The organism is Nonomuraea rosea (assembly GCF_039539705.1).
In the GTDB taxonomy this organism is placed as follows: domain Bacteria; phylum Actinomycetota; class Actinomycetes; order Streptosporangiales; family Streptosporangiaceae; genus Nonomuraea; species Nonomuraea rosea.
In genome coordinates this window covers 553,884-578,956 of record NZ_BAABDQ010000003.1, presented here as the reverse complement: position 1 = coordinate 578,956, position 25,073 = coordinate 553,884, and the positions used below count along the sequence as shown (strand labels likewise).

Annotated in this window: 22 protein-coding genes; 9 read left to right on the top strand and 13 right to left on the bottom strand. The window is 70.7% G+C overall.

Translation table 11 applies throughout. The features are described 5' to 3' along the window. The first annotated feature begins 60 nt into the window (after nt 1-60). Nucleotides 61-2,280: a thiamine pyrophosphate-dependent enzyme gene (locus ABEA43_RS10135; RefSeq protein ID WP_345560543.1), complete on the top strand. Its 2,220-nt coding sequence runs from the start codon at nt 61-63 to the stop codon at nt 2,278-2,280. A 3-nt stretch (nt 2,281-2,283) separates the two neighbouring features. Here the strand turns inward: ABEA43_RS10135 and ABEA43_RS10130 are convergent, their stop codons facing one another. Both ABEA43_RS10130 and ABEA43_RS10125 read right to left on the bottom strand, forming a co-directional pair. Next, the gene (locus tag ABEA43_RS10130; protein WP_345560541.1) at nt 2,284-4,092 is read right to left on the bottom strand and encodes a serine/threonine-protein kinase; all 1,809 of its coding nucleotides are present in this window, start codon (nt 4,090-4,092) and stop codon (nt 2,284-2,286) included. 54 nt (nt 4,093-4,146) lie between these two features. Beyond that, complete coding sequence (locus ABEA43_RS10125; protein WP_345560540.1) at nt 4,147-4,845, bottom strand: M50 family metallopeptidase; 699 nt, start codon at nt 4,843-4,845, stop codon at nt 4,147-4,149. A gap of 46 nt (nt 4,846-4,891) precedes the next feature. On the opposite strand from ABEA43_RS10125, the gene ABEA43_RS10120 reads away from it, so the two are divergent. Genes ABEA43_RS10120 through ABEA43_RS10110 form a run of 3 tightly spaced genes read left to right on the top strand, consistent with a single transcriptional unit; the run spans nt 4,892 to nt 7,382 of the window. Next, complete coding sequence (locus ABEA43_RS10120; protein WP_345560539.1) at nt 4,892-5,764, top strand: amidohydrolase family protein; 873 nt, start codon at nt 4,892-4,894, stop codon at nt 5,762-5,764. A 7-nt stretch (nt 5,765-5,771) separates the two neighbouring features. Next, nucleotides 5,772-6,245: a nuclear transport factor 2 family protein gene (locus tag ABEA43_RS10115; RefSeq protein ID WP_345560537.1), complete on the top strand. Its 474-nt coding sequence runs from the start codon at nt 5,772-5,774 to the stop codon at nt 6,243-6,245. An 18-nt stretch (nt 6,246-6,263) separates the two neighbouring features. Then, nucleotides 6,264-7,382: a magnesium and cobalt transport protein CorA gene (locus tag ABEA43_RS10110; RefSeq protein ID WP_345560535.1), complete on the top strand. Its 1,119-nt coding sequence runs from the start codon at nt 6,264-6,266 to the stop codon at nt 7,380-7,382. Here ABEA43_RS10110 and ABEA43_RS10105 read toward each other — a convergent pair. Beyond that, on the bottom strand, nt 7,360-8,514 hold the full coding sequence (locus ABEA43_RS10105) for a methyltransferase domain-containing protein (RefSeq protein ID WP_345560534.1): 1,155 nt from the start codon (nt 8,512-8,514) through the stop codon (nt 7,360-7,362). The genes ABEA43_RS10110 and ABEA43_RS10105 overlap by 23 nt on opposite strands. A 298-nt stretch (nt 8,515-8,812) precedes the next feature. Here ABEA43_RS10105 and ABEA43_RS10100 point away from each other — a divergent pair, with 298 nt between their 5' ends. Genes ABEA43_RS10100 through ABEA43_RS10090 form a run of 3 tightly spaced genes read left to right on the top strand, consistent with a single transcriptional unit; the run spans nt 8,813 to nt 11,660 of the window. Further along, nucleotides 8,813-9,055: a hypothetical protein gene (locus ABEA43_RS10100; RefSeq protein WP_345560533.1), complete on the top strand. Its 243-nt coding sequence runs from the start codon at nt 8,813-8,815 to the stop codon at nt 9,053-9,055. Next, entirely contained in the window at nt 9,052-11,112 is a 2,061-nt protein-coding gene (locus tag ABEA43_RS10095; protein ID WP_345560531.1) for a DUF6571 family protein, read from the top strand. The genes ABEA43_RS10100 and ABEA43_RS10095 overlap by 4 nt, the downstream gene beginning before the upstream one ends. After that, on the top strand, nt 11,109-11,660 hold the full coding sequence (locus ABEA43_RS10090) for a hypothetical protein (protein WP_345560529.1): 552 nt from the start codon (nt 11,109-11,111) through the stop codon (nt 11,658-11,660). Before ABEA43_RS10095 ends, ABEA43_RS10090 begins: the two co-directional genes overlap by 4 nt. A 103-nt stretch (nt 11,661-11,763) precedes the next feature. On the opposite strand, the gene ABEA43_RS10085 is transcribed toward ABEA43_RS10090, so the two are convergent. Beyond that, the gene (locus ABEA43_RS10085) at nt 11,764-12,882 is read right to left on the bottom strand and encodes a hypothetical protein (RefSeq protein WP_345560526.1); all 1,119 of its coding nucleotides are present in this window, start codon (nt 12,880-12,882) and stop codon (nt 11,764-11,766) included. Nucleotides 12,883-13,079: 197 nt separating this feature from the next. Between ABEA43_RS10085 and ABEA43_RS10080 the strand changes: the two genes are divergently transcribed. Beyond that, nucleotides 13,080-13,808 (top strand): neutral zinc metallopeptidase, encoded by a 729-nt coding sequence (locus tag ABEA43_RS10080; protein ID WP_345560524.1) that lies wholly within the window; start codon nt 13,080-13,082, stop codon nt 13,806-13,808. A gap of 122 nt (nt 13,809-13,930) precedes the next feature. On the opposite strand, the gene ABEA43_RS10075 is transcribed toward ABEA43_RS10080, so the two are convergent. After that, nucleotides 13,931-14,683: a Clp protease N-terminal domain-containing protein gene (locus ABEA43_RS10075; RefSeq protein WP_345560522.1), complete on the bottom strand. Its 753-nt coding sequence runs from the start codon at nt 14,681-14,683 to the stop codon at nt 13,931-13,933. A gap of 103 nt (nt 14,684-14,786) precedes the next feature. On the opposite strand from ABEA43_RS10075, the gene ABEA43_RS10070 reads away from it, so the two are divergent. Continuing rightward, the gene (locus ABEA43_RS10070) at nt 14,787-15,608 is read left to right on the top strand and encodes a fumarylacetoacetate hydrolase family protein (protein ID WP_345560520.1); all 822 of its coding nucleotides are present in this window, start codon (nt 14,787-14,789) and stop codon (nt 15,606-15,608) included. Here ABEA43_RS10070 and ABEA43_RS10065 read toward each other — a convergent pair. The 8 genes from ABEA43_RS10065 to ABEA43_RS10030 all read right to left on the bottom strand — a co-directional run bounded on the left by ABEA43_RS10065 (nt 15,583) and on the right by ABEA43_RS10030 (nt 25,071). Continuing rightward, nucleotides 15,583-17,070, bottom strand: coding sequence for a heparinase II/III domain-containing protein (locus ABEA43_RS10065; RefSeq protein WP_345560518.1), 1,488 nt, complete (start codon nt 17,068-17,070; stop codon nt 15,583-15,585). The genes ABEA43_RS10070 and ABEA43_RS10065 overlap by 26 nt on opposite strands. Nucleotides 17,071-17,201: 131 nt before the next feature. Then, nucleotides 17,202-17,981 (bottom strand): hypothetical protein, encoded by a 780-nt coding sequence (locus tag ABEA43_RS10060; protein ID WP_345560516.1) that lies wholly within the window; start codon nt 17,979-17,981, stop codon nt 17,202-17,204. Continuing rightward, the gene (locus tag ABEA43_RS10055; protein ID WP_345560514.1) at nt 17,974-18,549 is read right to left on the bottom strand and encodes an RNA polymerase sigma factor; all 576 of its coding nucleotides are present in this window, start codon (nt 18,547-18,549) and stop codon (nt 17,974-17,976) included. Before ABEA43_RS10055 ends, ABEA43_RS10060 begins: the two co-directional genes overlap by 8 nt. A gap of 34 nt (nt 18,550-18,583) precedes the next feature. Continuing rightward, nucleotides 18,584-19,786 (bottom strand): MFS transporter, encoded by a 1,203-nt coding sequence (locus ABEA43_RS10050; protein WP_345560512.1) that lies wholly within the window; start codon nt 19,784-19,786, stop codon nt 18,584-18,586. A 21-nt stretch (nt 19,787-19,807) separates the two neighbouring features. Continuing rightward, nucleotides 19,808-20,752: a winged helix DNA-binding domain-containing protein gene (locus ABEA43_RS10045; protein WP_345560511.1), complete on the bottom strand. Its 945-nt coding sequence runs from the start codon at nt 20,750-20,752 to the stop codon at nt 19,808-19,810. A 45-nt stretch (nt 20,753-20,797) separates the two neighbouring features. After that, the gene (locus tag ABEA43_RS10040) at nt 20,798-22,858 is read right to left on the bottom strand and encodes a transglutaminase TgpA family protein (RefSeq protein ID WP_345560509.1); all 2,061 of its coding nucleotides are present in this window, start codon (nt 22,856-22,858) and stop codon (nt 20,798-20,800) included. Continuing rightward, nucleotides 22,855-24,036, bottom strand: coding sequence for a DUF58 domain-containing protein (locus ABEA43_RS10035; protein WP_345560506.1), 1,182 nt, complete (start codon nt 24,034-24,036; stop codon nt 22,855-22,857). Before ABEA43_RS10035 ends, ABEA43_RS10040 begins: the two co-directional genes overlap by 4 nt. Further along, entirely contained in the window at nt 24,037-25,071 is a 1,035-nt protein-coding gene (locus ABEA43_RS10030; RefSeq protein ID WP_345560504.1) for an AAA family ATPase, read from the bottom strand. It abuts the gene before it with no gap. Between the last annotated feature and the right edge of the window lie 2 nt (nt 25,072-25,073).

Here is a 25,073-nt window from a genome sequence, read left to right as displayed (position 1 = left end):
CCACAACATGTCACCGGCGTCCGGCAGACGGCAGCGCGGATCAAAGACATAATCGATGGTGTGGCGCGCGACACTGTTGAGACTCATTTCACCCAGGCGGTTGCGACGCTGAAGGCGGGCCCCGCGCGAGATCCGGGGCGGCCGATCCGCGAGGGCACCTCCCTGACCGGCGAGCAGTGCAGGCGGCTGTTCCAGCGCCAGCTCGACAGCCGGCTGCTCGACATCGCCGCCCGCTGGCTGCGCGAACGGGACGAGGGCTACTACACGATCGGCTCCGCCGGCCACGAGGGCAACGCGGCCGTCGCCGCCGCCCTGCGGCCCAGCGACCCCGCACTGCTCCACTACCGTTCAGGCGCCTTCTACCTGACCAGGTCCGAGCAGGCCGGACGGGTGCCCGAGCAGGGCCTCCGCGACGTGCTCATGGGCCTGACGGCGGCCGCCGAAGAGCCCATCGCGGGCGGCCGGCACAAGGTGTTCGGGCATCCCGACCTGGCCGTCATCCCGCAGACCTCGACGATCGCGAGCCACGTGCCCAGGTCCGTGGGCGTGGCGTTCGCCATCGAGCGGGCACGGTCGCTCGGCGCCAGGTCGAGCTGGGAGGAGGACGCGATCGCGGTGTGCAGCTTCGGCGACGCCTCGACCAACCACGCCAGCGCCCTGTCCGGCTTCAACACCGCCTCCTACGCGACCTACCAGGGGCAGCCGCTGCCGATCCTGTTCGTGTGCGAGGACAACGGCATCGGCATCAGCGTCCGCACGCCCAAGGGCTGGGTGGAGGCCGCCGCGCGGCGTCCCGGCATCGAATACTTCGCCGCCGACGGCTGTGACCTGGCCGACGCGTACGACGCCGCCGTCCGCGCCGTCCAGCACGTACGCGACCACCGCTCCCCCGCGTTCCTGCACCTGTCCACGGTGCGGCTGATGGGCCACGCCGGGTCCGACGTCGAGTCCGCCTACCGCACGCAGCGCGAGATCAGGGCCGGCCTCGAACGCGACCCCCTCGCGCGTACCGCTGCCCTCCTGGTGGAGGCGGGGCTGGAGACGCCGGAAGAGCTGCTCACGACGTACGAATCCACCCGCGAGCACGTGCTGCGGATCGCGCTGGAGACGACCCGCAGCCCGCGGCTCGGCTCGGCCAGGGAGGTCATGGAGCCGATCGCGCCGCGCCGCCCGGAGCTGATCGCCAAGATCAGCCCGATGGCGGCCCCGGCCGCGACCAGGGAGAAGGCGTTCGCCGGCGCGCTGCCGGAAGACGAGCGGCCGCAGACGCTCTGCCAGGCCATCAACCGCACGCTGGCCGACGCGCTGGCGGGCTACCCGGAGATGGCGGTGTTCGGCGAGGACGTCGCCAAGAAGGGCGGCGTGTACGGCGTCACCAGGGGGCTGCAGAAGCGGTTCGGGCCCGGGCGGGTGTTCGACACGCTGCTCGACGAGCAGGCCATCCTCGGGCTGGCGCTGGGCGCCGGTGTGTCGGGGCAGCTGCCGGTGCCGGAGATCCAGTACCTTGCCTACCTGCACAACGCGCTCGACCAGATCAGGGGCGAGGCGGCCACGCTGTCGTTCTTCTCCCGCGGCTCCTACCTCAACCCGATGGTGGTGCGGGTGGCCGGGTACGCCTACCAGAAGGGGTTCGGCGGCCACTTCCACAACGACAACGCGGTGGCCGCGCTGCGCGACATCCCCGGGCTGGTCATCGCTTCTCCCGCGCGGCCCGACGACGCCTCGGCCATGCTGCGCACCTGCCTGGCGGCGGCCAGCACGGCCGGGTCGGTGTGCCTGTTCCTGGAGCCGATCGCGCTCTATCACACGCGTGACCTGTTCGACGAGGGCGACGGCGGCTGGCTCGCGCCGTACGCGCCGCCTTCGCGGTGGGCGGAGACGCACGTGCCCATCGGGCGGGCGCGCTCCTATGGCGACGGGCGCGATCTGACGATCGTGACGTTCGGCAACGGGCTGCGGATGAGCCTGCGGGCCGCCGTACGGCTGACCCAGGAGGGGTACGGCTGCCGCGTCCTCGACCTGCGCTGGCTGGCGCCGCTGCCGGTGGAGGACCTGCTGCGGGCGGCCGAGCTGACCGGGAAGGTGCTGATCGCCGACGAGACCCGGCACTCCGGGGGCGTCTCGGAGGGCATCGTCGCCGAGCTGATCGATGCGGGGTTCACCGGGGCGATCGCGCGGGTGACGTCGGCCGACAGCTTCATCCCGCTGGGCGGCGCGGCCGAGCACGTGCTGCTGTCGGAGCCGGAGATCGAGCAGGCGGCGCGCAAGCTGCTGGGCTGATCACTACTGGGCAGAGTGTGCCACTGCGCCTCTGATGCACGTCGGCTTCGACCAGGCGACCGTCGTGCTCTCCGAGATGCGCAGCGGCACGCCGACCAGGAAGCAGTAACCGGTGCTCGGGTCGAGGCCGGCGACGCGGGCCGAGGTGGTGCCCTGGGTCAGGGCGGTGATGGCCTGCTCGCCCTTCTTGACCGGGGAACGCTGGAGGACCACCGGGTAGCTGCGGGCGCCGGTCGGGAGCGTCCAGTGCAGCTCGACCAGGGCGCCCTGGTCGGCGGTCACCTTCAGCGCGCGCGGGGCGAGTGCCGTCACGGACCGCTTGTCGATGGGCTGGGTGCTGTCCGTGCCCGGCCCGGTCGTCTCGGTCGCACCGGCGGTGGTCTGCGTGGAAGGCGGCGGCTGCTGGATCGACAGGAACACGGCCAGTGCGCTGCCGCCGATCGCGACGACCCCGACCGCCGCGCCGATGAGCAGGCCCCTCCGCCGCCCGGCCCCTCCCCCGGGATGCGTCACGCCGGTCGGCTGCCCGGCGCCGGAGTAGGGCGGGGCGGTGGCTTGCGGGCCGGCGTAGGACGGAGCGGCCGTGGCTTGCGGGCCGGCGTACGGCGGAGCGGCGGTGGTTTGCGGGTTGGCGCCCGCGTACGGCAGACCGGTGGCTTGCGGCGTCGGTCCGGCCTGGCCCGCGCGGTGCGATCCCGTCCGGTCCGGGGGCAGATGGCTCCCGGTGACCGGCAGGTGGTTACCGGTGACCGGGAGCTGGCTTCCGGTGGCCGGGAACTGGTGGCTGCCTGTGGCCGGGAACTGGGTGGACGGAGGCTGGTGGCCGCCCGTGGGAGGCGGCGCGAAGGGGCTCTGGTGGTCGGCCACGGAAGGAGGAGCGGCGGCCGGCGGCCCGTTCGGCTCCGGCGCGTCGGAGCGGTGCCGCGGCACCGTGGACATGGCCGGTCCAGGACCGGGGTCCTCGCCCACCAGGTCCGTCACCGACAGGCCCAGCTCCGCCTGCACCGCCTGCAGGTGCCGCGCGAGCTCCCTGGCGGAGGCGTACCGCACCTCGGGCTGCTTGGACATCGCCCGCAGGATCGTCTCGAACACCGACCCGGGCACGTCCGAACGGTTGATCGCCGGCGGATCGAGGCTGAGCACCCGGTACATCAGCGGCGCGATCGACGGATCCGCCGGGTTGTGGAAGGCAGGCTGGCCGGCCAGCAGGTGGTAGAGGGTCGAGCCGAGCGAGTAGATGTCGGTCGAGGCGGAGTGCGGCTGGCCGGTGAGCACTTCGGGCGCGGCGTGCAGCGGGGTGAACGCCTGCGAGGTGGCCGAGATCTCCGCGGAGTCCACGACCCTGGCCACGCCGAAGTCGGCGACGGCGAGCTCGCCGTACCGGGAGATGAGGATGTTCTGGGGCTTGATGTCGCCGTGCAGGACCCCGGCCTCGTGTACGGCGGCCAGCGCGCCGGCCAGCTTGACGCCCGCCCGCAGCACGTCTTGCACCGGCAGCGGCCCCTCCTTGCGGATCCGGTCGCGCAGGGAGCCGTTCTCGAAGAAGTCCATCGCGATGTACGGCTTGCCCGAGCGCGTCACGCCGGTGTCGAAGACGGTCACGACGTTCGGGTGGCCGGTGAGGCGGCCGGTGAGCTGCAGCTCCCGCTGGAACCTGCGCATCGTGCGCTGGTCGACCCGGTCCACGGACAGCACCTTCAGCGCCACGACCCGGTCGAGGCGCTCCTGGTAGGCGCGATACACGACGGCGAACCCGCCCTGGCCCGCCTGATCGAGTACCCGGTAGCCCGGCGCGTCCTCGACTGGCAGCAAAGCACTCCCCCCTGTTGCAGCGCTTGCTGGCGAGTTTAGTGCGAATTTTCGGTATTAGAGAGGATTCATGAGGTACGCACCGAAGGCCACCGAAACGACGGACACCAGCAGAAAGAAGAACACATAGAAGCCGCCGGGCAGGAACGTCAGCCGGGCCAGCTGGTCCGCGTCGGAATCTCTGGCCTGCCGCCTGCTCCGCTTACGCTGCAGCTCGATGATCGGCCTGATCCCGCCGAAGAGCAGGAACCACACCGCCACCAGCGCGACGACCTGCTGCACCTCCGCGGGCGCATACATGATCAGGGCGAACACCGCGCCGCCGGTCGCGAGCAGGATCAGCGCGCCGTACAGGTTGCGGATCAGCAGCAGCATGCAGACCAGGAACAGCAGCACGCCCCAGATCAGCAGCGTGATGCGCCCCTGCTCGGTCAGCCACGCGGCGGCCAGCCCGAGCAGCGGCGGCGCGAGGTAGCCCGCGAGCGCGGTCAGCACCATGCCGGGCCCGTTGGGCCGGCCCCTGGTCAGGGTCACGCCGGAGGTGTCGGAATGCAGGCGGATGCCTTCGAGCTTGCGCCGGGTGAGCAGCGCCATGAGCGCGTGACCGCCCTCGTGGGCGATCGTGACCAGGCCTCTGGACACCTGCCAGGGCATGCGGAAGCCGACGATCACGAGTGCGGCCAGCGCGGAGACCGCGACGACCCAAGGGTCGGGGTCAGGCTGAACTTTGATCAGATGTGCCCAGAACTTGTCCATCGAGGAGAAACCCTATCCACGTAAGGTCTTCCCTGTGGTTACAGAATTGCATTCTGATGCGGAGGTGCCGGACTGGTGGCGCGGGCTGGGGCTGCCCGGCCTCATCGACCTGCACGTCCACTTCCTGCCCGAGCGGATGGAGCGGCGGGTCTGGCACCACTTCAACCACGGCGGGCCGCTGGTGGGCGGCGGGTGGAAGATCGAATACGAGTGGCCGGTGGAGGAGCGGCTCGCGCGGCTGCGGGCGCTGGGCGTACGGACGTTTCCTGCTCTTGCCTATGCGCACAAGCCGGATATGGCGGCCGATCTGAACGCTTGGACGCTGGACTTCGCCCGTCGTACACCTGAATGTCTTCCGTCGGCGATCTTCTACCCCGAGCCTGGGGTCGTGGGCTACGTGCGGCGGGCGCTGGAGGACGGGGCCCGGATCTTCAAGGTGCATCTGCAGGTCGGGGGGTTCGATCCGCGGGCGGAGGAGCTGGTGGCGGTCTGGGGGCTGCTGGCCGAGGCCGGGGTGCCGGTCGTGGTGCACGCCAGCTCGGTGCCCGTGCCCGGGGGTTACGTCGGGGCCGGGCCGATCGGCCAGGTGCTGCGCGCGCATCCGCGGCTGCGGGTGGTGATCGCGCATATGGGGATGCCGGAGTACGACCCGTTCTTCGAGCTGGCCGCCCGCTATGAGCGGGTCGCGCTGGACACCACCATGGCGTTCACCGAGTTCACCGAACGAGGCATGCCGTTCCCTGACCGGCTGCGGTCTGCCCTGCTTGATCTGGGTTTGTCGGGGAAGGTGGTGCTCGGCAGTGATTTTCCGACCATTCCGTACCCCTACGCCCATCAGCTCGCCTCGCTCGCCCGGCTGGACCTCGGCGATGCGTGGTTGCGGGCCGTGTGCTGGCACAACGGTGCGGCCATGATCTGATAGAAGGGTGAACGATCGGCACGTGGCGCTCATCAGCGCTTTCTACGACGCTCTGGGGCACGCGGATTTCGCGGCCATGGAGCGCTGCTATCACCCTGAGGTCAGTTTCGGCGACCCAGTCTTCCAGGAGGTCGAGGGACGAGACCGGGTGATGAGGATGTGGCGGCTCCAGCTTGGGGTGCACAACGGGCTGATATCCGACTACTGCGACGTGACGGCCGACGGTTTCAGCGGGACCGCCCACTGGACCGCCCGTTACACCTTCTCCAGCACGGGCCGGGAAGTCGTCAACGAGATCGACGCGATGTTCAGGTTCGAGGACGACCTGATCGTCCGCCACCATGACGAGTTCGACTTCAAGCGCTGGTCGAAGATGGCGCTCGGCAGACCGCACGGATTGCTGTTCGGGTGGACGCCGATGTGGCGCAAGACCATCAGAGACCGCGCCGCGCAACAACTCGATGCGCTCGAGTCGTCGTAGTCCATCCGGAGGTGAGGCATGGCCAGGGTCAAGGGGATCAGGCGCGGCGGTGACGCACGCGAGGAGGCGCCTGAGCACTCGATGGACCCGCGCGCCATGGAGGAGCCGCCCTACCAGCCGACCGTCATCGACAACGCGATCTACCGGAACGGCGAGCGGGTCGACAATCCCGGCTCGCTCGCCGACGCCTTCGAGCGCCTCAAGCAGATGCCGGACGGCCTGGCCTGGATCGGGCTCTACCGGCCGAAGGAATGGGAGCTGGTCAAGCTCGGCGAGGAGTTCCACCTGCACGAGCTGGCGCTGGAGGACGCCATCGTCGGCTCGCAGCGGCCGAAGGCCGACCGCTACGGCGACACGCTGTTCGTGGTGCTGCGGGCCGCCCGCTATCTGGACGAGGTGGAGGAGGTCGCGTTCGGCGAGCTGCACGTCTTCGTCGGGCCCAACTTCGTGATCACCGTACGCCATGCGGAGGCCCCCGACCTGCAGGCCGTGCGCAAGCGCATGGAGTCCGACCCCGACCTGCTGCGGCAGGGCCCGCAGGCCGTCCTGTACGCCATCCTCGACACCGTGGTGGACGGCTACGCGCCGGTGGTGGCCGGGCTGCAGAAGGACATCGAGGAGATCGAGGCCGAGGTCTTCAGCGGCGACCCCTCCGTGTCGCGGCGCGTCTACGAGCTGTCCGGCGAGGTGATCGAGTTCCAGCGGGCCACCGCGCCGCTGGTCGGGATGATCCACGGGTTCATCGCGGGGGCGGCCAAGTACGGGGTGAACGACGAATTGCAGAGCTACCTGCGCGACGTGGCCGACCACGCGATCACGGTGACGGAGCGGATCTCGTCCTTCCGCCAGATGCTGCAGAACATCCTGCTCGTCAATTCCACGCTCGTCACCCAGGCGCAGAACGCGGAGATGGCACGGATGACGGAGGCGAGCATCAAACAGGGCGAAGAGGTCAAGAAGATCTCCGCCTGGGCCGCCATCCTGTTCGCGCCGACCCTGGTCGGGACCATTTACGGAATGAACTTCGACTTCATGCCGGAAACGCACTGGGCGTTCGGATATCCGTTCGCCGTCGTGCTCATGGGCGCCGTCTGCCTGGTGCTCTACACGGTCTTCAAGCGGCGCGACTGGCTCTGACCGGCTGGATCACGCGTTCCGGATCGTCCAGCCAGATGTGCTGCCCGCCGGGGGTGACCGTCATGCCGAACCTGTCGCGGCCCGGCTCTCCCCAGCTCACCCATCGGGCGTAGGCATCGGTGACCTCGTCCCACACACGACGGTCGCCGAGCTGGTACATCTCGTACTCCGTCTGCCCCGGCGCGGCGGTCGTCAGCGTCCACGCGCCGGGATCGTCCTGGTCCATCACCCACAGGAAGAGCCGGTCGCCCCGCTCCTCGAAGGTGACCTGCAGGCCTGTGAGCGCGGCCATCGCGAGCAGCGCGCCCGCGGGGGCGTAGGCGATCAGGCGCGGGTCGACGCGAGTGCTGAGGTCCTGACCGCTGCCGTCGTCCATGGTGGCGTGGGACGGGCGCTGGGAGCGCATCATCATGTACGACGCGAAGCCGGGGAAGCCGCCCCGCGCGATGCCGTCCGGCAACACGGTGAGCCGCAGCCCGTGGCCGTCGCCGAGCCCTGGGCAGTACGGCAGCACGATGACGCCGCCCGGCCTCGTCTGCTCGACCCAGGCGTGGGGCACGACGCGGATGCCGCAGGTGACGTGCACCCGATCGAACGGCGCCCCGTCGGCGCATCCGGCCGCGCCGTCGCCGACGATCAGCCTCGGCCGCGCTCCGGCCGCCGCCAGGTTTCCGGCGGCCTGCGCGGCGACCGCCTTGTCTATCTCGATGGACGTCACGGTCCCGTGCTCGCCGACGAGGTGGGCGAGCAGCGCGGCGGTCCAGCCGGTGCCGGTGCCGATCTCCAGGACCCGCTGCCCCGGCTCGGGGTCCAGCCAGCCCAGCAGGTCCGCGATCGTGCTGGGCGCGGACGACGCCGACGTGGGCTCGCCCCCTCCCGGCGCGAGCCGGCCGGCCCCGTCGCTGACCTGCGTGACGATGACCGAGTCGCTGTAGACGGCGTCCCACCATGCGTCCGGGTCGGCGTCACGGTCGATGACCTGCTCGATCTCCTCGTAGCCGAGCACCGCTCGCGCACAGGCGGGAATGAAGGGGTGGCGGGGCACGGCCCGCAGCGCGTCGAGCACGCGTCCGGTGCGCTGAGCGGCCGGCGGGATGTCCGCGATCAACCGCTCGACGGCGGGCGCCCTCACTTCTTGCCGCCGCTGTGCTGGCCGCCGCCTGGCTTCTTGTCGCCTTGCGACGGCGTGACCGGCTGTGGCGTGAAGGGCTTGTCCTTCTTCTTGTCACCCTCGTGCTTGCCCATGTTCCTCCTCTTCGCTCTTCTCGGCGCGACAGTACAACGAGATACGTGGTACGGACAAGCGGATACGCGTTAAGAACGTCTTCCTATAGCCTTAGACCAACTACTCCCTGTTCCATAGCCATTTCGCTGAGTTAGCAGGATTTCCCCTCGACGCATTCCGCCCCGCGGTTACCATGCCGACGGTGATGGCGACGCAGGAACAGATCGACGCCGCCAGACGGCACATCGAGGAACTTCGTGACCTGCATGCGAACGACGTGACGGCGCTGATCCGGATGGTCGAGGACGGCGCGCTCAAGGGCCAGGCCGGCGACCGGCTCACCGCCGATCTCCGCGCGTGGGACAGGGGGTTCAAAGACCTGTTCGCCCGGGCCCTGTCGCTGCTGGACTCCCTCCAGCCGACCGGCAAGGGAGCCTCCACCCGATGAGCTCCCAGGTCGGCATCAACCCCACGCTGATGACCCAGCTCATCAACGGCATGAAGCGGGTCAGCGGCACGATCCCCGGCATCGGCCGCCAGGTGGAACGAGCCCTGACCGCACTGGACATTCCCGTGTGGGGCCCGACCCCGATCCATGCCATCGCCCGGCAGATGAGCGACCAGATCCCCGCCCTTCAGGGCCGCCTGGACCTCATCCTCGCCGAACCGGACCGCAAGTCCGGCAAGGGCGACATCCTCTGGGCCAGCGAATCCAACTGGCTGTCCAAGTCCCCCGCCGAAGGCGCGGCAACCGCGCGCCAGCTGGCCTCACAACTCCGGGACCAGATCGGCAGCCATTCACTCGACGCAGAAACGGTGGCCGAGCTCGAACGGCACAAGAACGACCCGTACTTCGCCCTGGCCTTCGCCAACGAGATCCCGCCGCACGAGCTCAAAGCCATGATCGCCAGAACCTACGGATCAGGCCTGCCCCCGTCGGAGCGCCCGTTCCAGTACGACGTCGCACTCCAGGAGCGGCTCGCCACCATGCTCAGCACCATCCTGGGCACGGCCTCCCGCGGAGTGGGCCGGCTGAAACTGGCCGGGGACTATACAGATCGGCTGATCGAGGACATCGACGACCGGCAGAACGCGTTCGCGGTGAAGAAGCTGCTCCAGGACGGCGAGTTCGAGCACACCTTCCTGCTCACGCTGGCCAGAAAGCTCTACGATGCCGACATAGCCCATCCCCCAGACCTGACCCGCATGCGCGACCCCTGGACGGCGCCCGGCCCCAAGGACGTCACACCGGGCGACCTCAGCCCGATGGGTACGGCGCTGGTCGCCCTGGCCCACCATCCCGCCGTCGCCCAGGACTTCTTCACCGACCCGCAGCGCAAGCCCCTGGACTACCTGATGCGGCGCCACCCTTGGGACGGCGAGGCCGACGCCGACCTCGGCTGGGCCATCGAGGCGGCGAACACGGAGTTCCGCGACCACGACCTGCCACCGGGCGGCTCCCGCGGCTACAAGTCGGCCTTGATCGCTTCATGGGCGGTCCGCTTCTGGACCGATGCAAAGGTCCAGGAGAACCTGCCGCATACCCGCGGCCACCTCGGTACGATCCTCGCCCAGTACACCGGGGACGTGCACCGCGACACGCATGCCTTCACGGCGAAGAGGCCGGGCGTCGTGACGGGTCCGGACGCGGACAAGAACCTGATCGGCGCGGAACCCTACGGCGCCAAGTTCAACTCGAAGGACCTCAAACAGGTCATGACATGGGCATTCGAAGACGACGACGCCTTCAAGACCGTGGCCGTGGCACACGGGCAGTATTCCGCCAAGATGCTGGACGAACTGGCCGGCGAAATCTCAAAGGAGGTCCAGGCCGACTTCACGGCCTGGCGGATTTCACATCCGGAGGCCACCGAGCAGCAAGCCGCCGCCATGCGGCAGGACATACTCGAAGACCGCATGAGTGGCGGAGAAGGTGGCGAGTTCACCCAGGCGGTGCGAAACCTCAGCATGACGACTTGGGTGATCGCCGATGCCGCCAACATCGCCGATATCAAGGGGGCGAAGGAAGTCGATGCCCGTTTCGCCATATTCAAGGAGATAACCGAGAAGGTGGTCGGGCTGGCGCCAGGGCCGCAGGGGAAGTTCGTCGGGCTCTTGGTCGATTCGGCCAAGGGGAAGATCTTCGGGGAGATCAAGTCGAGTCATGAAGAGCGGGCGCGCGCAGATGCGGACACCGCACTCGGAGCCGCCAAGCACATGTTCACCGACCTCACCCTGGCCGCGATGATGCGCCACCGCCTTTTCGGGGACGCGTCGGCGAAGACACATCCGTACTACCACGAGGACTTCCGTCCTGCTTCGGAAGGGCATTTCCTGGCCAACGGGAAACTCATTCCCTGGGCCGAGATGAATGCAGACCAGCGGGAGGATTATGAGGAGTGGCTGAGCGTGAACAGCATCGGCCGCTCCTTCAGTGAGCCGGACGGCGCCATAGCGGACGGTTTCGAGGCTGCTGGCAACCACTATTCCGGGAGTGGTTCATGAAACGGCAGCTATCGACCGTCTCCTTCCTCTCCGTCCTCGTGGCGGGAGGGGCGTGCTCCTCTCCCGCGATGCCACCCGACATGCGCCCTCTGGGCAACATAACTTCCGCCCCGCGAGAATGCGATCTCATCTCGGCGAAGGCCATCAAGCTCGCCACGGGCCTCGACGACTATACGGCTTACGGCACGAAGATGGACTCGGCCCAACGTTTCGCGTCATGCACGGTTCGCGAGGATTCGAATCCAGGAGGAAAACGGGGACTCTTGATCGAGCTCTTCGATCCGTCCGAGAACGATGCGGAAGATCTGGCGAACACCAAGCTTTCCACTCAAGGAAAGAATCTGCCCAACGGGTTGGGGCCAGGGTTCGCCGGGCGGCGGAAGAACGCCCAAGAAGAGACCATCGCGTTTGTCTACGGATGGACATCAGACTACAAACGACTTCTCGTTGTCAGCCTCCTGGAGGGCGCGCCTGGGCGCGACTCGTTGGCGGACGCGACCGAATTCTTCCGCCAGCTCAAGCCCGTCCTCCTGGACAAATCCGAATGATCGCCGTCACCGACCCACTCCGCAGGACTGCAGGGCCTCGTCCAGCCGTCGAACGTAGGTGGTGTCCGCCCAGGGCTCCAGTCGCGCCCGCGTCTGCCTGATCTCATCGGTGAGCTGAGCCGAGCTGTGGCGGGAAGCGATCTCCAGGGCCGCGCCCAGTTTGGCCGCTGCCTCGGGAATCTCCTTGGCCAGGACCAAGGCGCCGCTGTATCGGGCGAGCGCCAGCCCGTACAGTCTCGTCTCGCTTTGCGGGGATCGAGGCCGGCCAGAGACTGCTCGGCCGCCGCCATCGCGGGCCCGGGTTGCCGCAACCGGAGCAGCGACCAGGCCCGCCTCGTCTCCTCTGACGCGGGTGAGACCCAGTAGAGGAAGCGCGGTTCGTCGTCCTTCGGCGCTGCGGCCAGAGCGAGGGCGCGTTCATGCGTGCGGCTACTCGCCGCAGCATTTCCCTCAGCGGCATAGCCGAGCGAAAGCAATCCTTCGTGTATCGACCCCAGCAATTTGCTCGATGACCGGACGGCCCACTGACGAGAGCGGCGAAGGCGTGGTCGAGAACCGCAGCAGGACGGTCCTGCTCAGCGGCCGCTCTGCCGGGCCAATAGTGCATATAGCCGACCAGGGGCGGGTCACCGAGATCGAGCGCCGCCCTCAGCCCGTCGTTCAGCGGCTGCTCGGCCGCCTGGTAATCACGTAGGTCGTAGGCGAGAAAACCCGCCAGCTGGGACAGCTGGACATATGTTCCGAGCAGCCGGTCACGCAGACCCGTCGGCATCGACTCACGCGCGAGAAGCCGTCCGACCACCGCCCGATGCTCGTTCACCACCGGCAGCAGCGCCGCAGGCCCGGACGCGTCATCGGCCCGACGCGCGTGCATCGTCAGCTTCTCGAACGTGTGCACTGCCGTCTCGTCCACCCGCCACGTGCTGCGCAGCACCCCGGCCAGGCGTTCTTCCTCCTCCAGGGTGAGCACCCGCAGCAGTTCCAGCGCCTTGCTTCCGCCCAGCACCAGGGCGAGCTCGAAGAGCAGCTCCCGTCGCTTCACGTCGGTCTCCTCGACGCCGATGGCATGCAGCAACCGGACGCACGCCGAGGCGCCCACAAGCGGCGCGTCTGCGGGGTCGGCCGCTGCGCTCACTTTCATAGTGACACGCCGATGAGACGCGGGCCGATTGGCGTCCATTCCCCGGAAGTCCGCGCGGTCGATCAGCTCGCGATCGGTCACCCCGTACAAGGCCAGGCCCTCATCGCACACCAAGTTACGCGCGGAGGTCTGGTAGATCTCGGGCGGAGATTCGCGCGAGGCGCTGCCGCTGAATACGGCTCTTCATATTGCCGCCTGGGTGCCGTTTCTGGTCGCGCTCTGCGCCTGACGGTCGGCGCGGTCTGTGGCGGGCGGAAACGGCTCTAATATCTGGCTTTATGATCATTCGCATATTAGCGGGAACCGCCGCCGGCCTCGCTCTCTTCGCCGGGGTGGCGCACGCCGGGCCGGTCAAGGGCGCTCCCGAGCTGACGCACAACGCGCTCTACAAGGCGGCCAAGCTGCCCAAGGTCTCGTGCAAGCTCAACAAGGGCACCAGCAAGGCCTCGGCCACGAAATACGTCACCAAACTCGTCGGTTGCCTGAACTCGGCCTGGAAGCCCGCCATCGCGGATTTCCAGGCGGTGACCGTGGCGTTCAAGGAGGCGGATGACAAGCGGTCCTGTTCCACCGGAATGGACGTCTCCGCCTCCTTCTCCGAGATCTGCGGCACGACCATCAGCGTGCGGCTGGCCGATGACTGGATCAAGGCCAAGGACGACCTCAAGGTGTTCACGTCCATCACCAGGACGTGGAGCGGGGTCGTGACGGGGCAGAGCGGCATCGGGCGGGCCTGGTGGGCGTTGGAGAACGACGCGACGGAATCCGCCATGAACGAGCAGAACCGCCGCTACTATCTGCAGCTCGACTGCTTCATCGGCGTGTCGGCGAAGAGCGTCGGGCGGGTGGTCAAGGACTGGAAGCCGGTGATCAAGGTCAAGGAGTTCTGGCCGAACCGGTTCCATGCCAAGCCCGCCAACCGGCTCTCCTGGATCGAGAAGGGGTACGGGTCGGGGCGGCCCGGTTCGTGCAACACCTGGACGGTGAGCTCGGCCAAGGTCGCTTGACGTTCGCGGCGCCCGGTCACCACAGCGCTCCGATCACCAGGCCGACCAGGATGAGGGCGACGATGGCGATGCGGAGCGCCGTGAGTGCGCGCCGCCGGCCGGCGGTCTTCACTTAGCGGTCCTCAGGCGTCCGGACCGAGGCGTTCTTCGAGGCGTTCGAGGCGCTGGACGAAGGGCTGCAGCTCGTGCCGGATCGCCGCGGCCAGTGCGGCGAGCTGGCCGGCCTGGGCGGCGGGGTCGGGCTGCTGGGCCTGGGCGCGAAGGTGGACGTACCCGGCCAGGGCCGCGGTCACGGCGCGGCGGGTGAGCCTGGGCTCGGCGCCCAGCCCGCGCAGGACCTGGCCGGCCCTTCCGTCCGGCTCGGCGACCAGACCGAGCAGGAGATGCTCGCAGCCGACGTAGTTGTGGCCGAGCGAGGTGGCCTCCGTGACGGCGAACTCCAGGGCGTTCGCGGCGGGCCCGCTGAAGCTGCGCGGCTCCGTCGCGCCCGTCTCCGCCGGGGAGGTGGACTGGAGGGCGAGGTCGCGCCCTGCGTGGGCAGGGTCGATGTCCATGGCGCGCAGGACGTGCAACGCCAGGTTGGTGCCCTCGCTCAGCATGCCGCCGAGCAGGTGCTCGGTGCCCACGGCGGCGGCTCCCTCGGCCCTGGCCTGGTCGGCGGCCAGCTTGAGCACCGCGCGCGTCCTGGCGGTCAGGTACGTCAGCGCCCCCGTCGGCTGATCGAGGTCGAGATCGGTGAGAACCGTCTCCCTGATGGCGGTCACCCGGCGGACCGCCTGCTCCAGAGCTCGCTGGCAGACCGCCGACACCGGCACGCCCGCCTGCTTGACCGCCTCCGCGAGCTCGTCCGGGAGGTAGACGTTGATCTTAGGCATGACCACACCATAACCCCAATGGGGGTCTATGTATATAACCCCACCTGGTCGGTCGCTTCACGGCAGAATGCCAACGTCTGCACCGCTATCGAGAGGAGAGCGCGTGAAGCTCGCGACGCTGCGGCTGCCCCGCCGCACGACCGCCGCCCGCATCGACGGCGACCACGCCGTGGAGGTCGGCGCGCCCGACGTGGGCGCGCTGCTGGCCGATCCCGGCTGGCGGGACGTGGCGGCCGCCGCCGACGGGCCCAAGCATCCGCTGTCCTCGGCGGACCTCGCGCCCGTGGTGCCACGGCCCGGGAAGATCATCTGTGTCGGGCTCAACTACCGCAACCACATCCTGGAGATGGGACGCGAGCTGCCCGAGTATCCGACGCTGTTCGCCAAGTACGCCGAGGCGCTGATCGGCCCGTACGACGACATCGCCCTGCCCGCCGTCTCCCAGGCGATGGACTGGGAGGCCGAGCTGGCGGTGATCGTGGGCGCGGAGGCCCGCCACGTGTCGCCCGAGCAGGCGCCGGCCGCCATCGCGGGCTATTCGGTGCTCAACGACGTGACGGCCCGCGACTACCAGAACCGTACGCTGCAGTGGCTCCAGGGCAAGACCTTCGAGGACAGCACGCCGTTCGGGCCCTACCTCGTCACGCCGGACGAGCTGACCGGGCCGATGAGCATGCAGTGCGAGGTGGACGGGGAGGTCGTGCAGCAGGCGGACACGGCGGACCTGGTGTTCGGCCCGGCGCAGCTGATCTCGTACCTGTCGGAGATCTTCACGTTGCGGCCCGGCGACGTGATCGCCACCGGCACGCCGGGCGGGGTCGGGCACGCGCGCAAGCCGCCGAGGTACCTCATCGACGGCAGCAAGGTCGTCACCCGGATCGCGGGGCTCGGGGAGCTGATTAACACGGCGCGCCGGTCAGCCTGACCGTGACGGGGCCGCCGGGCGTCCTGACCGTCATGAGGTCGCCCGCGAACGACACCTCGGGGTCCGCGCAGCCGGGCACGATCACGGTCAGCACGCCGGCCGCTTCGGGCGACAGCACGGTCACCACCTCCGCCGTGCGCTGGATGCCGGGCGCGATCAGGCCCGGCCGCACCGCCTGCCCCTCCCCCGGGAGGTGCAGCAGCGTCACCCGCCACGACCCGTCCCCCAGCACCACCACGCCGGGGCGCCGGGAGACCACCTTGAGCGCGGGGTCGAAGTGCCACAGGCTGCGCAGCGTCCCCGAGGGCACGGAGTCGCGCACGGCCAGCAGGTCGGCCCCATGGCTGACCAGGACGCGCCGGGTCCTGGTCAGCCCGTAGGCCTCGTCGGACAGCTCGTACTCCTGACGCGTCGGCCCGATGGAGGAGCCCACCAGGCGCGTGGGCGTGCCGGGACGGAAGCCGCCCGCCACGATGGGCACGTTGTGGGCCTCGGGCGAGCGGGTCCAGGCCACGAAGCCCGTCCGCTCGTAGGAGTGGAACCCGGCCTCCACCAGGATCCGGCGGCCCTGCGCGCTGTAGGTGACGCCGAGGTGGTCCTCGTGCCCGTGCAGCGCCCGCCCGGGGCCGAACCTGATCGAGTAGTAGGCCGAGCCGGGATCCTGCCACGCGGTCCTGCCGAAGACGTAGCCGCCGTCGAACACCCTGACCTCCGGCTCCTGATGCGCGAAGCGGGCTCCGCGCGCGTCGGCGTGCCCGTCGCCGAGCGGCGCGAGGAAGCCGTCGGGCTGGGTCGCGTGCGCGATGTACGACTCCAGCGCCGTCCGCCTGGCCACCAGCCGCGCGGGTGTCTCGGCGCCGCTCTCCTCGATCGCGCGCAGGGCCACGCCGAGCCTGCGGTGCACGTACAGGCCGTAGCGGGGGGCCTGTTCGTGCAGCACGCCCTGCGGGTCGATGGCGACCTCGGCCGACCTGGTCATCCGGCGGACGGCCAGGTCGCGCCACCGTGCCCGGCCCAGCCTGCAGCCCACGACCAGCAGCCCGATGTCCTGGTCCAGGCCGTGGTTGTGGCCTTCGCGGTAGAGCGCGGAATCGGCCAGGACCTCGCCGTGCTCGGCCAGGCTGTCCCACAGCCGCCGGGTGCGCACGTGCTCGCTGAGGCAGACGAGCGCGGGGGCGCGCAGGGCGACGGCGTGCTCGGCCCAGGCCCACGGGCTGACGCCCTGGCCGCCGCGCGGGTTCTCGCGGATCCAGTGGTCGGCCAGGTCGGCGGCGCGGTCGAGGTACGCCCGCTCGCCCGTACGCTCGAACTCGGCGGCCAGGCGGCCCAGCCAGCGCAGCGAATGCAGGTTCAGCGCCCAGGATCGGTTGCCGTGCGGGTTCGCGGTCCAGTCGACGTCCGTCCCCAGATCGACGGCGGGCAGCCCGGCGAGCGCCACCCGGCCCTGCAGCAGCTCCTTCACGGTGAATCCGGAAAACTGGTCACTCAGGCAGATGGCCCTGCCAGAGGTCGTGCGGGCACGCCAGAACACGTCACGGCTCCTGTTTTCTGGCGCGCGAAACCCACGCGCCGGGTCATGGTCGGCAGGCTCGGCTAGCCGAGATCGGGCCCCTTGTCGGTCCAGCCCGCTTCGAGCACCTGCTCCTTGCGCTCGGACGGCCTGCTGTCGGTGCAGGACAGCACCTGCGAGGTCTTCGGGTCGATGATGATCGTCCGCATGGAGCCGTCCCGCAGCAGGTACGAGAACGCCTTACCGGGCAGGCTCTCGCCCAGGTAGCGCACCTCGGGCAGGTCGGCGAGCGCGCGGTAGGCGGCGGCGCGCACGGCGGGCGGCGACGGCTTGTTCCACAGCAGGCCGCTGAGCGCGTCGGCGAGCAGCCCCCGGCTGTCCGGCGGCAGCATCTCGGCCACCCGCGCCGTGAGCGCCGCCTTGTCCGTGGGCAGGCTGTCGATCTGCTCGAACGTCAGGTCGCGCCCGGCCATGCTGAACGGCGGCCCGCCCTTGACCCGCTTCACCCGGCCCTTCTCCGAGGTCCAGGCCCGGCCGTCCCTGGTGGCCCAGAGCTCGATCACCTTGGTGTCGTCCCTGAGCTTCTTGATGTGCCAGTAGGTCCCTTGCTCGGCCGGGCTGGAGGCCGCGGTGGCGGCCGCCGCCAGCAGCAACGACCGGCCGGAGACCTGCGGCTGCGGTGGCACGGGGGACTCGTGCGGGAAGAACGCCACCGCCAGCGCCGCCGCCACGAGCGGCACCGCCAGCCACGACAGCCGCCTGCGCCGGCGCCTGACCGTCAGCCGCCGCCACACCCTGTTCTGGGCGCCCGGGTCGAGCCGCGGCCGGCCGAACAGGTCACGCACCTGCTCCAGCTCATCCATGGAGCACCACCTCGCCGAGGAGCGCGCGCAGCTTCTTCCTGGCCCGGCTCAGCCTGGACCCGACGGTGCCGTACGGGATGCCGAGCGCGTCGGCGATCTCGTCGTGGCTCAGCCCGGCCAGCGCCATCAGCAGCAGCACGTCACGGTCGCGCCGGTCCAGCTCGGCCAGGGCGGCGGCCAGCTCGGGACGCAGGCTCTGCGCGCTGACGCGCAGCGCCACCGAGTCCTCGTGCCCCGGGGCGTCGCTCTCGGGGCCGCAGCGGCCGAGCGCGCGCAGTGTGCGGGCTTCGAGGCGGCGGTGCTTGCCGATGAGGTTCGTGGCGATGCCGTAGAGCCAGGCGCGCACGCCCGCGCGGGACGGGTCGTAGTGCCCGCGCTTGCGGAACGCCGTCAGGAAGGTCTCCGCGACGATGTCCTCGGCGTGGTCCGGGCCCAGGCGGTGGGCGACGTACGCGTGGATCTCCCCGAAATACGTGCCGAACACCACGGCGAACCCCTCCGTGTCGTCCAGCACCCCCGGCGCGCGGGCCCCCCACGGCACCCGTGACGCCATGCTCTCCCCCGTCATGTACAACCTTCCGACGCATCAGTGTCATCTCTTATCACCCGATGCCCCGGTTTACTTTCACGGTCTGTCCTTCTCGTACGAACGCCATCAGCACGGCCCCCGCCAGCGGACCGGCGGCCAGCGCCGCGAAGGCGGCCGGAAAGGAGCCGGTGGCCTGGTAGACCGCGCCGATCACCAGCGGCACGGTGACGCTGCCGAGCTGCCACAACGCGTTCGTCGCGCCCGCCGCGGACCCGGTCAGCCGCTCGCCGGACAGCCCGGGGATCATCGCCACCATGAGCGGGCTGTACAGGTACGCCCCCAGCCCCAGGAACGGCGCCACGGCCAGGAACGCGCCCGCCGAGTCCATCGTCCCGAACACCAGCAGCGCGAACGAGAAGTACAGCAGCACCACGGCCGCGGGCACCTTGCGCCCCCATCCCGCGACGTCGGTCACCAGGCCGATCAGCGGCTTGCAGACCACCGCCACGATCCCGAACAGCACGACCACGCCGCCCGCCGTCACCGGGTCGATCCCGCCGCCCTTGACCATGAGGGTGTTGGACCAGGTGACGAACCCGTACGTGCCCCACAGGCCGCCGAACCCGGCCAGTCCGAGCAGCAGCAGGTTCCGGTCGGCCAGCAGCGGGCGCGGGTCCGGCCACGCCGACTCCCCCGCGCTCACTCCGTCCTTCAGAAGGAGCAGGCACAGCACGGCCAGCGCCATCGAGACGCCGCCGAACAGGTGGTACGAGGCCCGCCAGCCGGACCCCTCGATCAACGTGGGCACGATCGCGTTGGCGAGCACCGTGCCGAGCGAGGTGGCGGTCAGGAAGACGCCCACCGCGGTCCCGCGCCGCCGCTCCCCGAACCAGGCCGTGACGAGCTTGACGCCCGCCGCGTAGTCCGCGCCCGCGAACAGGCCGATGAGCGCCTGCAGCGCCAGGCCCGCCCCGGCCGACGGGCTCGACCCGAACAGCACCATGAACGCGCCCGCCGCGAACAGCGACCCCGACAGCACCACCCGCCCGCCCAGCCGGTCGGCCAGCACGCCGCCGAAGGCGCTGGCGATCACGTAGCCGGCGTAGTACGCGGTCGCGAACCCGCCCAGCCCGGCCAGCGACACCCCCAGCCCCGCGCCGACCTCGGCGGAGGCCGGGCCCCACGCCGAGCGGTCGGCGGAGGTCATCGTGAAGGAGGCCCAGCAGAGCAGGAGCACCAGCCAGCGATTACCCCGTGACTCCGTGTGATCGGTCATGCGCGTACACGGTAGCGTCCGTCAGGCGAGGAAGCGGCGCACGTCGGCGATCTCGTCGTCGAGCAGGCCGCCGGGCAGCTCGCCGAACGGCCGCACGCTCACCTGCGCGCCCTTGCGCCCCCACACGCCTCTGATGACGCCGTCCACGAGCACGACGGGGCGCAGGATGCCGCCTCCGGGGAACACGTCCTTGGCGTGCTCGGGAGCCAGGATGGGGTCCCTGCTTCGCCAGCCCATCAGGAACTCGTCGAAGGCGGGGGCCAGGCGGGCGACCGGCTCCTCCGCCGGGGGCGGCGGGTGGGCGGCGGCCAGGCCCCAGGCGGTGCGGGCCGCGCCGAGCGGCAGGCCCGACCAGGCGGCCAGGTCCTCGGGGGCGGCCGGGTGGTGGGCGCGGCGGTAGCGGACGGCCAGTTCCTTCAGCGCGCGTTCGCGGTCGGGCTCGGGCGTGATCGGGGCGCCCAGCCAGTCGGCCGCGTGGACGTAGGTGGGTTTTCCGGCGCGCAGGGGTCCCAGGACGGCCAGGCCGTGGTGGGCGGCGAGCGCCACCAGATGCACGATGCCCTGGCCGCTCGCCCGGCCCGCCAGGCGTTCGGCCAGGTCGGCCTTGGTGAGCGGGCCCTGTCCTTCGAGCGCCGCGCCGATGAGCGCGAGCAGGTCGTCGCCGGTGACGCCCTCCTCGGCCAGGCGGCGCAGCGTGCCGGTGCTCTGGCCGGTCAGGGCGTGGATCCAGGGGAGGTCGTCGGCGTGCACGAAGTGCAGCGTGCCGCGCGGGCCCCAGGTCCTGACGATCTCGCGGGACTGCCAGGCGGCTTCGACGTCGCCTCTGGAGAGGGTGGCCGAGCGGGCGCGGAAGGCGAGCAGGGCGGCCGGGACGTCCTGGGCCTGCATCGCCCCGAGCCGCCGGACGATCTCGCCCGCCGCCAGGCCCGGCGGGCGGTGCAGGAGCTGGGCCTCGACGCTTCTCATCCGGGCATCATCCCAGGAGCGGGCGTCGTCACGGGTGTGCGGGCGTCAGCGCAGGAGCAGGCGGTTGCGCAGGCGGATGGTGAAGGGCGTGGCGGTGCGTACGGCTCTGCGGATGGCGTCGCTGCGCTGCCAGGCCGCCGTGGCCGCCGCTTCGGTGACGGCCTCGGGGGCGTACCGGACGAAGTTTGAAATTTCGGCCAACGGCCGAAGATGTGCCGAAATATCGCCCGAATGGCGGATCACGATGTCCTCGGCGGTCAGCGCGTCCTGACCCCTCAACCCCAGGTCGTCGCACGTCTGCCGCCACGCGCCGAGCACCCGCTGCTCAGGCCCGTGGCCCTGGCGCCGGCCGCGCCGGCGCCACCACGGCAGCGCGGCCGCCACCCCCGCATACCCCGCCAGCAGGACGCCGCCCGCCACCGCAGCCACCACCCACGGCGACAGGCCGCTCCCCGGCTCCTCGCCGTTACCTGTGGCCTGCGGCTGGGTCGTCTTGGGCCGGTCGCTCCCGCCCTGGGTGAACTCGCCCTCCAGCTCCTCGCTCTCCTCGATCGCCGAGGAGGCGACCTCGTGGTCGTCCTTGGCGCCGCTGCGCCCCGGCGTCGGGTAGAACGGCCGCCACCCCAGCTTGTCGAACTTGATCTCCGCCCACGCCATCACATGTCCCGATTTAACGTGATAAACGCCGCCAGAAACCTGCCCCGGCCTGAACCCCACCACCACCCGCGACGGCAGCCCGAGCGTCCTGGCCATCAGCGCGAACGTGCTCGCGAACTGCTCCGACGTCCCCCGATGCGTCGTCTGCAGGAAGAACTCCAGCCCCTTGAGCGAGTGGCCGGGCGGCGCGGTGACGTCGTAGCTGGCGTTCGTGCGCAGGTAGCTCTGCAGCCGGTACGCCTGCTTGATCGGCACGTCGGCGCCCTTCGTGGCCTCCTGGGCGAGCCGGCGGAACAGCTTCTCCTGGGGCCCGGCGGGGAAGGCGGTCAGGCCGGGATCGGTGACGGGGGCGGCCGCCAGCAGGTCGTCCTTGGACGGCTTGGCCACCCGCGAGGTCACCTCGTAGCTGAACCCCTTGACGGGCTTCGTCCCGGCCAGCAGCGATCCGCTCTCGGGATCGACCGCCAGCCCGCGCACGCCGCCGACCTCCACCGGCCGCTCGGCCGCGGGCAGCCAGGTGCCGGGCAGCCCGTTGAAGGTCACCTTCTGGCGTACGACGTCCGCCTTGCCCGTCCAGTCGCCCTCCGGCACCCGGCCGCCGGTGGGCTGGAAGCGGGCATCGGAGGTCCAGCGGACGCCGTCGTACCGGTCGAGGACGGCCAGCCGCCAGTTGAGCGGTTTGTCGGCCTTGACGGTGAACAGCTCCCTGTCCGGGATCTGCAGCCACGCCGAGACGCGGTCGAGCGGGCTGACGCTGTCGACGCGTACGGGCGCGGGCGGCTCGACGTGCTCACGCGGGTTGTACGGCTGCGCGGCGACCGGCAGCAGCGGGCCCATCACCAGCGCGAGCGCGGCCAGCACGGCGGCGGCCGGGAGCCCGGCGAGGAGCCAGAGCGGGGGCCGCTCGTCCCGCAGCAGGGCCAGCGCGGCGATGAGCACGAACAGGGCCGCCGCGACCGGCAGGTTCGACCCCTCGCCGTCGACGCCGAACAGGAGCGCGACGCCGTAGACGACGAGGGCGGGGACGGCCGCGGCGATCTTCGTCCTGGTACGGGTCAGAGTCTCGGCGCCGATCGCCGCGGCGGCCCAGGTGAGCGTGTGCACCAGCACCAATAGCCGCGGCTCCGGCTGGGCGGGGAGGAGGGTGGTGAGCAGGGCATGCCATGAGTTCGCCACGTCGGCCAGCACGGCGGGCCGCAGGCCCTGGTAGAGCGGGATGGTGCCGGCGAACCAGAGGACGACGTCCAGCGCGAGCGCCAGCCACAGGGGCCGCCGGGAGGTGAGCGCCGCGACGAGCGCGGGGGCGACGGCGGCGGGGACGATCGCGAGCAGCAGCCCGGTGCCGGGGAAGACCCGATGGAACCCCCAGCCCGCCACGCCGGCCACGGCCGCCACGACGACCAGCCCCGCGAGCCGCCGCCAGCCGGCCGCCTCCTGCCCTCGGGTCATCGGGCGCCCCACGCGAGCGGGAGCTCGTCGAGCGCGGCGATCGGCATGACCGTGACGCCGGGGACGCCGACCGAACCAGTCCCGACATATACGCAGATGACCCGGTCGAAGCGGCGGCGTACCCCCGCGACCCGTCCCGCCTCGGCCGGGTCCGCCGTGACCAGCACCAGGGACCCGCCGCCGCGGGCCAGGCGCATCGTCTCCGTGACCGAGCCCCGGCCCTCCTGAACCGTGGCGAGCCAGTCCAGAACCGTGTCGGCGTCGGTCTTGTTACTCGGGGGCGGCCCGTCGCCGGTGCGGACCCGTACCGGGAATCCGGCCTTGGCGGCGGCCAGCGCGACCGAAGCCGCGGCGTCGACGGCCAGCTCCGTCATGCCCCGCGTGTCGAGCACGACCGTGGTGGTGGGCAGGCTGGCGTCGATGAGCTGGCGGACCATCAGCGTCCCGGTGCGGGCGCTCGACCGCCAGTGGACGTGCCGGAGGTCGTCGCCGACGACGTACTCGCGCAGGGTGTGGAAGGTGACCGTGCCGCTGGGGGCGTTGTCGCTGGTGGGACCCTCCAGGTGGTGGGCCTTGCCGGACGGGGGGACGGGGAGCGGGACGGTGCGCGGGCGTACGAGGAGGGTGGCGGGCCGGCCGTACTCCCTGACGCGGCGGGTGAGCCCGAACGGGTCGGCGCGCACCAGGCGGAGCGGGCCGACCCAGATCTCGCCGCGGACCTCGGTGGGCAGCGGGTACGACACCGTGCGCACCGCCCCCTTGGGCAGCCTGGGCAGGTCGATCATGTGCTCCGACGCGCCGATCCGGTCCTGGGCGCGCAGGCCGGACAGGCCCTGGCGGCCGAGGTTCGTGACGCTCAGCACGGCCACGGCCGCCTCGCCGCGCGGCACCTTGAGCGGGGTGACCTCGCGGTGGACCTCCAGCCTGGGCTTCGGCGCGGTCCACGCGAGCGCCGTCAGCAGGGCGAGCAGCCCGCCCGTGGCCAGCACGACGGGCTCCGGGTAGCCGAGCGCGAACCCCGCCGCGTACAGGAGCACGCAACCGGCCAGCGTGCCCCAGCCCAGCGGCGTCAGCACCGCGGCGAGCCCGCTCGCCCCAGGCCTGCTCGCCGCAGGTCCGCTCGCCGCGCCTGGTGGGGTGTGCGCCTGTCCGCTCGCGGCGGCCGGCGGGGTGTGCACCTACGCCGCCTGCGGCACCGGCATCCCGGCGAGGATCTCGCCGAGCACGGCCGCGGCGGTGACCTCGCGCAGTTCGGCCTCGGGCGTGAGGATCAGCCGATGCGCGAGCACCGGTACGGCCAGCGCCTTCACGTCCTCGGGCACCACGTAGTGCCGCCCGGCGGCGGCGGCCTTGACCCTGGCGGCCCGCAGCAACGCGAGGCTGCCACGCGGGCTGGCGCCGAGCCGCAGGTGCGGGCTCGTACGGGTGGTGCCGCACACCGCCACGATGTAGTCGTAGACCTGGTCGGCCACGTGGATGCGCGAGGCGAAGTCGATCATCCCGGCCACGTCCGACGCCCGCGCCACCACCGGCAGCCGCTCGACCTGCGGCCCGGTCGGCATGCCCTTGAGCACCTCGACCTCGGAGACGTGGTCGGGATAACCGACGGAGATCTTCATCAGGAACCGGTCGAGCTGGGCCTCGGGCAGCGGATACGTGCCGTCCATGTCGACCGGGTTCTGGGTGGCCACCACCAGGAACGGCCTGGGCACCGGATGCGGCTCGGCGTCCACCGTGACCCGGCGCTCCTCCATGACCTCCAGCAACGCGGCCTGCGTCTTCGGCGAGGCACGGTTGATCTCGTCGGCGAGCACGATGTTCGCGAAGACCGGCCCCTCGTGGAACTCGAACTTCTGGTGCGCCTGATTGAAGATCGACACGCCGGTGATGTCGCTGGGCAGCAGGTCGGGCGTGAACTGGATGCGCCGCCACTCGGCGTCCACGCTGGCCGCGACGCACCGGGCGAGCGTGGTCTTGCCGGTGCCCGGCACGTCCTCGATGAGCAGGTGCCCCTCGGAGAACAGGCAGATCAGGGCCAGCTCGATGGCCTCGTGCTTGCCGCGGATGATGCGCTCGATGTTGGTGGCGAGCAGCTGGAACCGCTGCGCGAACTGGCCGGCGAGCTGCTGCGGCTGTTGCGGTTGCGACGGCGGCTGCTGCTGGTAGGGCTGCGCGGTCTGCTCGAACTGGTCCTGATAGTTGTACTGGGTCAACT